The 6,000-nt window shown below is 68.8% G+C and carries 7 protein-coding genes; all 7 read right to left on the bottom strand.

What is annotated here, in order from left to right:
* Positions 1–757, bottom strand: a 757-nt coding sequence (locus A5759_RS08250) for a DUF6779 domain-containing protein (protein ID WP_369816180.1), incomplete at its 3' end; no start/stop codon positions are given.
* 77 nt (positions 758–834) lie between these two features.
* Positions 835–1,311, bottom strand: a complete 477-nt coding sequence (locus tag A5759_RS08245; RefSeq protein WP_066847137.1) for a DUF3180 domain-containing protein — start codon at positions 1,309–1,311, stop codon at positions 835–837.
* Positions 1,311–1,823, bottom strand: coding sequence for a 2-amino-4-hydroxy-6-hydroxymethyldihydropteridine diphosphokinase (gene folK, locus A5759_RS08240; RefSeq protein WP_068196086.1), 513 nt, complete (start codon positions 1,821–1,823; stop codon positions 1,311–1,313). The genes A5759_RS08245 and folK overlap by 1 nt, the downstream gene beginning before the upstream one ends.
* Positions 1,820–2,197, bottom strand: coding sequence for a dihydroneopterin aldolase (gene folB, locus A5759_RS08235; RefSeq protein WP_066847132.1), 378 nt, complete (start codon positions 2,195–2,197; stop codon positions 1,820–1,822). Before folB ends, folK begins: the two co-directional genes overlap by 4 nt.
* Positions 2,190–2,987, bottom strand: coding sequence for a dihydropteroate synthase (gene folP, locus A5759_RS08230; RefSeq protein WP_066847128.1), 798 nt, complete (start codon positions 2,985–2,987; stop codon positions 2,190–2,192). Before folP ends, folB begins: the two co-directional genes overlap by 8 nt.
* A gap of 20 nt (positions 2,988–3,007) precedes the next feature.
* On the bottom strand, positions 3,008–3,616 hold the full coding sequence (gene folE, locus A5759_RS08225; RefSeq protein ID WP_066847126.1) for a GTP cyclohydrolase I FolE: 609 nt from the start codon (positions 3,614–3,616) through the stop codon (positions 3,008–3,010).
* A 28-nt stretch (positions 3,617–3,644) separates the two neighbouring features.
* On the bottom strand, positions 3,645–5,945 hold the full coding sequence (ftsH, locus tag A5759_RS08220) for an ATP-dependent zinc metalloprotease FtsH (RefSeq protein WP_068196081.1): 2,301 nt from the start codon (positions 5,943–5,945) through the stop codon (positions 3,645–3,647).
* Positions 5,946–6,000: the final 55 nt, after the last annotated feature.

Raw genomic sequence — 6,000 nt, 5'->3', positions numbered from 1 at the left:
GACCCCATACGAGATACTGATCGGTCTCGTTGGCTCGGAGATGTGTATAAGAGACAGGCTCCTCGGCCGGCTGGCGACCCCAGTCGGCGTCGCCGGCCCTGCGGTGCGCCCCACCGCGCTCGGCGGTGGGCTGCCAATCGAATTCCGGCGGTTGGGGTTCGGCGGGCACATCGATGATCGGACTTTCCTCGGTCCTCTCTTCGATGTCAGGCCGGTATTCGTCGATGCGGCTGCTGCTGACGCGTCCCGTGGTCTCCGAATCCCGCGCCCAGTCGCTGTAGGCGCGCACCGTCGTGCGCTCGGGCTCGATGGCGGGCCGGTGCGACAGGTCCGCATCGAAGAGGATCTCCAGGTTGGCGCGCAGCGCGGACAGTTCGGCCCGCAACGTCGCCATCTCGTCGGCGGCCTGGGCGCGCACCTCGGCTTCCAGTTCGCGGCGCAGTTGCGTCTCCAACGACAGCTCGTATTCGCGCCGCGCCGAGATCTCACGGTCCAGCTGCAGGTCGTAGACGAGCTTGAGGTCGCGCACCTTGGCCTGGTCGACATCGCTCTGCCGTCGGTAGATGACCGAGACGAACGCCGCGACCACCGCCGCCCACAACGCCAGGATGACCGCCAGCTTGAGCAGCTCCACCCGATCGGTGAACACCAGGGCGGAGCTGGCCGCGATCGCCAGCACCAGCAACGCGGTCAACAGCATCCAACCCGGCCTGCGGCCGGCACGCCGATAGCGTGCGCTGCGGGTCGGATCGGTCATGGGGGCGACTGTACCTGTCACAGGTCACTCCGCGTGTCGCCTCGTCGGCGATTCGTTCTCGCGTCGGCCGAACTTCGTTAATCCGTTGCCCCATTGGGGTTCTCCGGCGGCTCACCCGGCGACTTGCAGCAATGCTGCAACCACAGCGCAGCAACCACCAGAGCCAGCGCACACCCGGCGGCCACCGCGGCGCCCGCGGTGTCCTCGGCGGCGACGCGCAGAGTGGAGCGACGCGGCAACAGGTAGACCAGGACGGCCACCCACCAACCGAACACCAGCGCGCCAACCCACGCCGAGGCCTTGGCGATCACCACCGACCTCGCCACCGCGAGGGGGTTCAGCCGGCCGGATCCCACGCCGATCTCACCGTCGTTGATCTTCGCTCGCACGTGGAACGCCCAGCCCGCTTCGGCGATCGCGACGGCCAGCAGCGAGACACCCGTCCACAGGGTTATCGGCGGGAACCATCGGTACGACGCCAGCACGAGCAAATAGCCGACGACAGCGGTGAGCACCGCAGCGGCCGCGAGGTCGCGCTTGCGCGTCGGCCCCATCAGCGCAACACCAACTCGGTGCGGTGGACGCCTTCGCGTTCGGCCGTTTCGAGCGCCCAGAGCAGTTCGTCGACCCGGCGCGGCTCGCCTGCGACCGTCAGCGCCGCGTTCGGTTCCACCGCCAGCCACGGCACCAACACGAACGCCCGTTCATGGGCACGCGGATGCGGCAGCGTCAGCTCGGCGTCCTGCGAGATCAACTCACGTCCCCCGGTTCGGCAGGTCACGATGTCGACGTCGAGCGTGCGGGGGCCCCACCGCTGTTCGCGCACCCGCTCGGCGGCTCGTTCGAAGTCGTGGGCGCGCCGTAGCCAACCGTGGCCGTCGAGCGCGGGATCGTCGGCGATGAGGACGGCGTTGAGGAACGGCCCCTGCTCGACACCGCCCCACGGCGCGGTCTCGTACACCGGCGACGCCGCGCGCAGCGCACCGCCGAGTCCGTCGGCGACCGACCGAAGCATCGCCAGCCGGTCGCCGAGATTCGACCCGATCGACAGAACCGCGGTGGTCAAGGGCCACCCCGACCGCGCCGCGAACGACGCGCGACGACCGCGACGTCGGAGAACGCCAGCGGGATCGGTGCGGCGGGCTTGTGCAGGACCACCTCGACGGCATGCACTCGCTCGTCTTCCATGACGCCCTCGGCGATCTCTGCGGCCACCGTCTCGATCAGGTCCCGCGGCGGTCCGGCGATGACGTCGGCCGCCCGCTGCGCCAACGCACCGTAGTCCAGGGTGTCGGCGAGGTCGTCACTGGCCGCCGCGGCCGCGAGGTCGATCCATACCGTGATGTCGACGATGAAGTCCTGGCCGTCGCGACGCTCGTGCTCGTAGACGCCGTGATAGCCGCGAACTCGCAAGCCCCGCAACTCGATTCGGTCAGCCATGCGACCACGCCTCCAACACCTTGACCGCGTCGACCGAGGCGCGCACATCGTGCACCCGCACGCCCCAGGCGCCGTGCAGACCCGCCAGCGCCGAGATCACCGCCGTCGCGGTCTCCCGCCCGTCCGGCGGCCGCGGTTGTCCCTCGGAGTCCGCGAGCAGCGTTCCGAGGAAGCGTTTGCGCGATGCGCCGACGAGCACCGGGATGCCGGTGGCCACGAATTCGGGCAGCGCACGCAACAGCGCCCAGTTGTGGTCGCCCGTCTTGGCGAAGCCCAGCCCCGGATCGATGATGACGTTGGCCGCGTCGACGCCGGCGGCCACCGCGGCGTCCACACTGGCGAGCAGTTCGGTCCGGACCTCGTCGACCACGTTCCGATAGGCGGGCACCGCGTGCGGCCGGTCCGCGCCCACCGAGCGCCAATGCATCAGCACCCACGGCACTTTCGCGTCAGCGAGCAACGGCGCCATGTCCGGGTCCGCGCGCCCGCCGGAGACGTCGTTGACGATGTGGGCGCCGTTCTCGAGCGCGGCGCGCGCGACATCGGCGTGCATGGTGTCGATGCTGACGGTGACGCCGTGGGCGGCGAGCTCCCTGATGACCGGGCACACCCGCGATTTCTCGACGTCGGGGTCGATGCGCGTCGCCCCGGGGCGAGTGGACTCACCGCCAACGTCGACGATCGCCGCGCCTTGGCCGACCAGCTCGAGCCCGTGCTCGACGGCGCGGTCGCGGTCGAGGAATAGCCCTCCGTCGGAGAAGGAGTCGTCGGTGACGTTCACGACCCCCATGACTCGCACCCGTGTCGAGTTCACTTGCGCAATATCAGGTCCAGCGCCTCGGCCCTCGATGCCGCGTCGACCTTGAACTGTCCGCGCACGGCGGATGTGGTCGTCACCGCGCCCGGCTTGCGCACCCCACGCATCGCCATGCACAGGTGCTCGGCCTCGACCACGACGATCACACCTCGCGGATCGAGTTTGCGCATCATCGCGTCCGCGATCTGACCGGTGAGCCGTTCCTGCACCTGCGGTCGCTTGGCGTAGAGATCTACCAGCCGGGCGATCTTGGACAACCCGGTGACGCGGCCGTCCTGGCCTGGGATGTAGCCGACGTGCGCGACGCCGTGGAACGACACCAGGTGGTGTTCGCACGTCGAGTACATCGGGATCTGCTTGACCAACACAAGCTCGTCGTGCTGCTCGTCGAAGGTGGTGTCCAGCACCGAATCCGGATCGATGTAGAGGCCGGCGAACAGCTCCTTATACGCCCGCGCGACCCGCGCGGGCGTGGACTCCAGGCCGTGCCGGTTTGGGTCCTCCCCCACCGCGAGCAGCAGTTCGCGGACCGCCGCCTCAGCGCGCGCCTGGTCGAAGTTCGCGGGGCTGAAGGTGACAGAGTTGTGCTGGGACTGCGCCAATGGAGCCTCCTGTGAGCCGGTCGGTCTGTCAGCCGTTACGCCGGCTGTTGTCCTGACCCTTGTCCTCGTGCGGTTGGGGTGGCCCACCCTGTTGCTGCGGTGGCCCCTGCTGCGGATACGACGGATAGGGCTGCTGCTGTTGCCAACCCTGGTGCGGCGGCGGATACCAGTAGCCGTGCGGCTGTTGGACGGGGGGCTGTTGCTGCTGCTGCTGTGGCGGCGGCGGCCAGCCCGGTGCGTGCCATCCCGCGGGGGCGCCGTAGTCCGGCTGTGTCGGACCGGAGGAACCGTTACCGCTGCCGTTGGCGCCGTTGGGCCCGCCCTCGGCCACCTTGGTGGCTTCGGCGGCCTTGGTGGCCGCGGCGATCGCGGCCTTGAAAGCGGGTTCGGGCACCGGTTTCGGCCATTCCTCGCCGCGCTCGATCGCGAGCTCGCCAGGGGTCTTGATCGGCGGCTTGTCGGATGGCACCCGCCCGCCGAAGTCGTCGAACATGGTCAGCCGCGGGCGCTTCTTCACGTCGCCGAAGATCTCCTCGAGCTCACGGCGGTGCAGCGTCTCCTTCTCCAACAACTCGCCGGCGAGGGTGTCGAGCACGTCGCGGTACTCGGTCAGGATCTCCCAGGCCTCGGTGTGGGCGGCCTCGATGAGCTTGCGGATCTCATCGTCGATGATCTGAGCGACCTCGTGGCTGTAGTCGGCCTGGGTGCCCATGGTGCGGCCCAGGAACGGATCGCCGTGCTCGGTGCCGTAGCGCACCGCGCCGAGCTTGGAGCTCATGCCGTACTCGGTGACCATCGCGCGGGCGATCTTGGTGGCCTGCTCGATGTCGGACACCGCGCCGGTGGTCGGCTCCCGGAACACCAGTTCCTCGGCCGCGCGTCCACCCATCGCGAACACCAGCCGCGCGATCATCTCCGAGCGGGTCATCAGGCCCTTGTCGTCTTCGGGGACCGCCATCGCGTGGCCACCGGTGCGGCCGCGGGCCAGGATCGTCACCTTGTAGATCGGGTCGATGTCCGGCATCGCCCACGCGGCGAGCGTGTGCCCGCCCTCGTGATAGGCGGTGATCTTCTTCTCCTGCTCGCTGATGATGCGGCTCTTACGCCGGGGCCCGCCCACGACGCGGTCGACGGCCTCCTCCAGCGCCGGACCGGTGATCACCGTGCCGTTCTCGCGGGCGGTCAGCAGTGCGGCCTCGTTGATGACGTTGGCCAGGTCGGCACCGGACATGCCGACGGTGCGCTTGGCCAGCCCGTCGAGGTCGGCGTCGGGGGCGATCGGCTTACCCGCGGAGTGCACCTTGAGCACGGCGCGACGGCCGGCAAGGTCGGGGTTGGAGACCGGGATCTGGCGGTCGAAGCGGCCCGGCCGCAGCAGGGCCGGGTCGAGGATGTCGGGCCGGTTCGTGGCCGCGATCAGGATGACGCCCTGACGGTCGCCGAAGCCGTCCATCTCGACCAGCAGCTGGTTGAGTGTCTGCTCGCGTTCGTCGTGGCCGCCGCCCAGGCCGGCGCCGCGCTGACGGCCGACGGCGTCGATCTCGTCGACGAAGATGATGCAGGGGCTGTTCTGCTTGGCCTGCTCGAACAGGTCGCGCACGCGGGAGGCGCCGACGCCGACAAACATCTCGACGAAGTCCGAGCCCGAGATCGTGAAGAACGGCACCCCGGCCTCGCCGGCCACGGCGCGCGCCAGCAGCGTCTTACCGGTGCCGGGCGGGCCGAACAGCAACACGCCCTTGGGGATCTTGGCGCCCAGCGCCTGATACCGCGACGGGTTCTGCAGGAAGTCCTTGATCTCGTAGAGCTCTTCGACGGCCTCGTCGACGCCGGCGACGTCGGCGAAGGTGGTGCTCGGCATGTCCTTGTTGAGCATCTTGGCTTTGGACTTGCCGAACCCGAAGCCCATCCGGCCGCCGGTCTGCATGCGGGAGAACATCACGAACAGTCCGACCAGCAGCAACAGCGGCAGCAGGTAGATCAGCAGCGAGCCGAGCATGCTGCCCTGGTTGACGACCGTGTTGGTCTTGACGTTCTTGTCCTGAAGCGCCTCGAACAGCGTGACCCCGTACCCGGTCGGATACTTGGTGAGGATCTTGTCGCTGTTCTCGGTGTCGCCGTTGCCGCTCTTGAGTTCGAGCCGCAGCTGCTGTTCCCGGTCGTCGATCTGCGCGCTCTTGACGTTGTCGCTGGTGATCTGGGCGACCGCCACCGACGTGTCGATGGGCTTGTAACCCCGCGTGTCGTCGCTGAAGTAGTAGAAGGACCACCCCAGCAACAGCACGACCGCTATCACGCTCAGCGTGCGGATGACATTTTTCCGATTCATCAACTATCCGTCGTCGTCCGGCCGCGTGGCGGGCCGTTGTCCCCGGCCGTCAGCG

Origin of the sequence: Mycobacterium sp. 852014-52144_SCH5372336 (assembly GCF_001665615.1) — a bacterium.
Lineage (GTDB): Bacteria > Actinomycetota > Actinomycetes > Mycobacteriales > Mycobacteriaceae > Mycobacterium > Mycobacterium neumannii_A.
The sequence above is the reverse complement of the archived record's forward strand: the minus strand, read 5'-3'. Positions and strand labels throughout refer to the sequence as shown.

Coding starts and splice junctions, on each gene's coding strand:
- A5759_RS08245 (WP_066847137.1), bottom strand. CDS start 1,311: ATGGGGCCGACGCGCAAGCGCGACCTCGCGGCCGCTGCGGTGCTCACC.
- folB (WP_066847132.1), bottom strand. CDS start 2,197: ATGGCTGACCGAATCGAGTTGCGGGGCTTGCGAGTTCGCGGCTATCAC.
- folP (WP_066847128.1), bottom strand. CDS start 2,987: ATGGGGGTCGTGAACGTCACCGACGACTCCTTCTCCGACGGAGGGCTA.
- ftsH (WP_068196081.1), bottom strand. CDS start 5,945: ATGAATCGGAAAAATGTCATCCGCACGCTGAGCGTGATAGCGGTCGTG.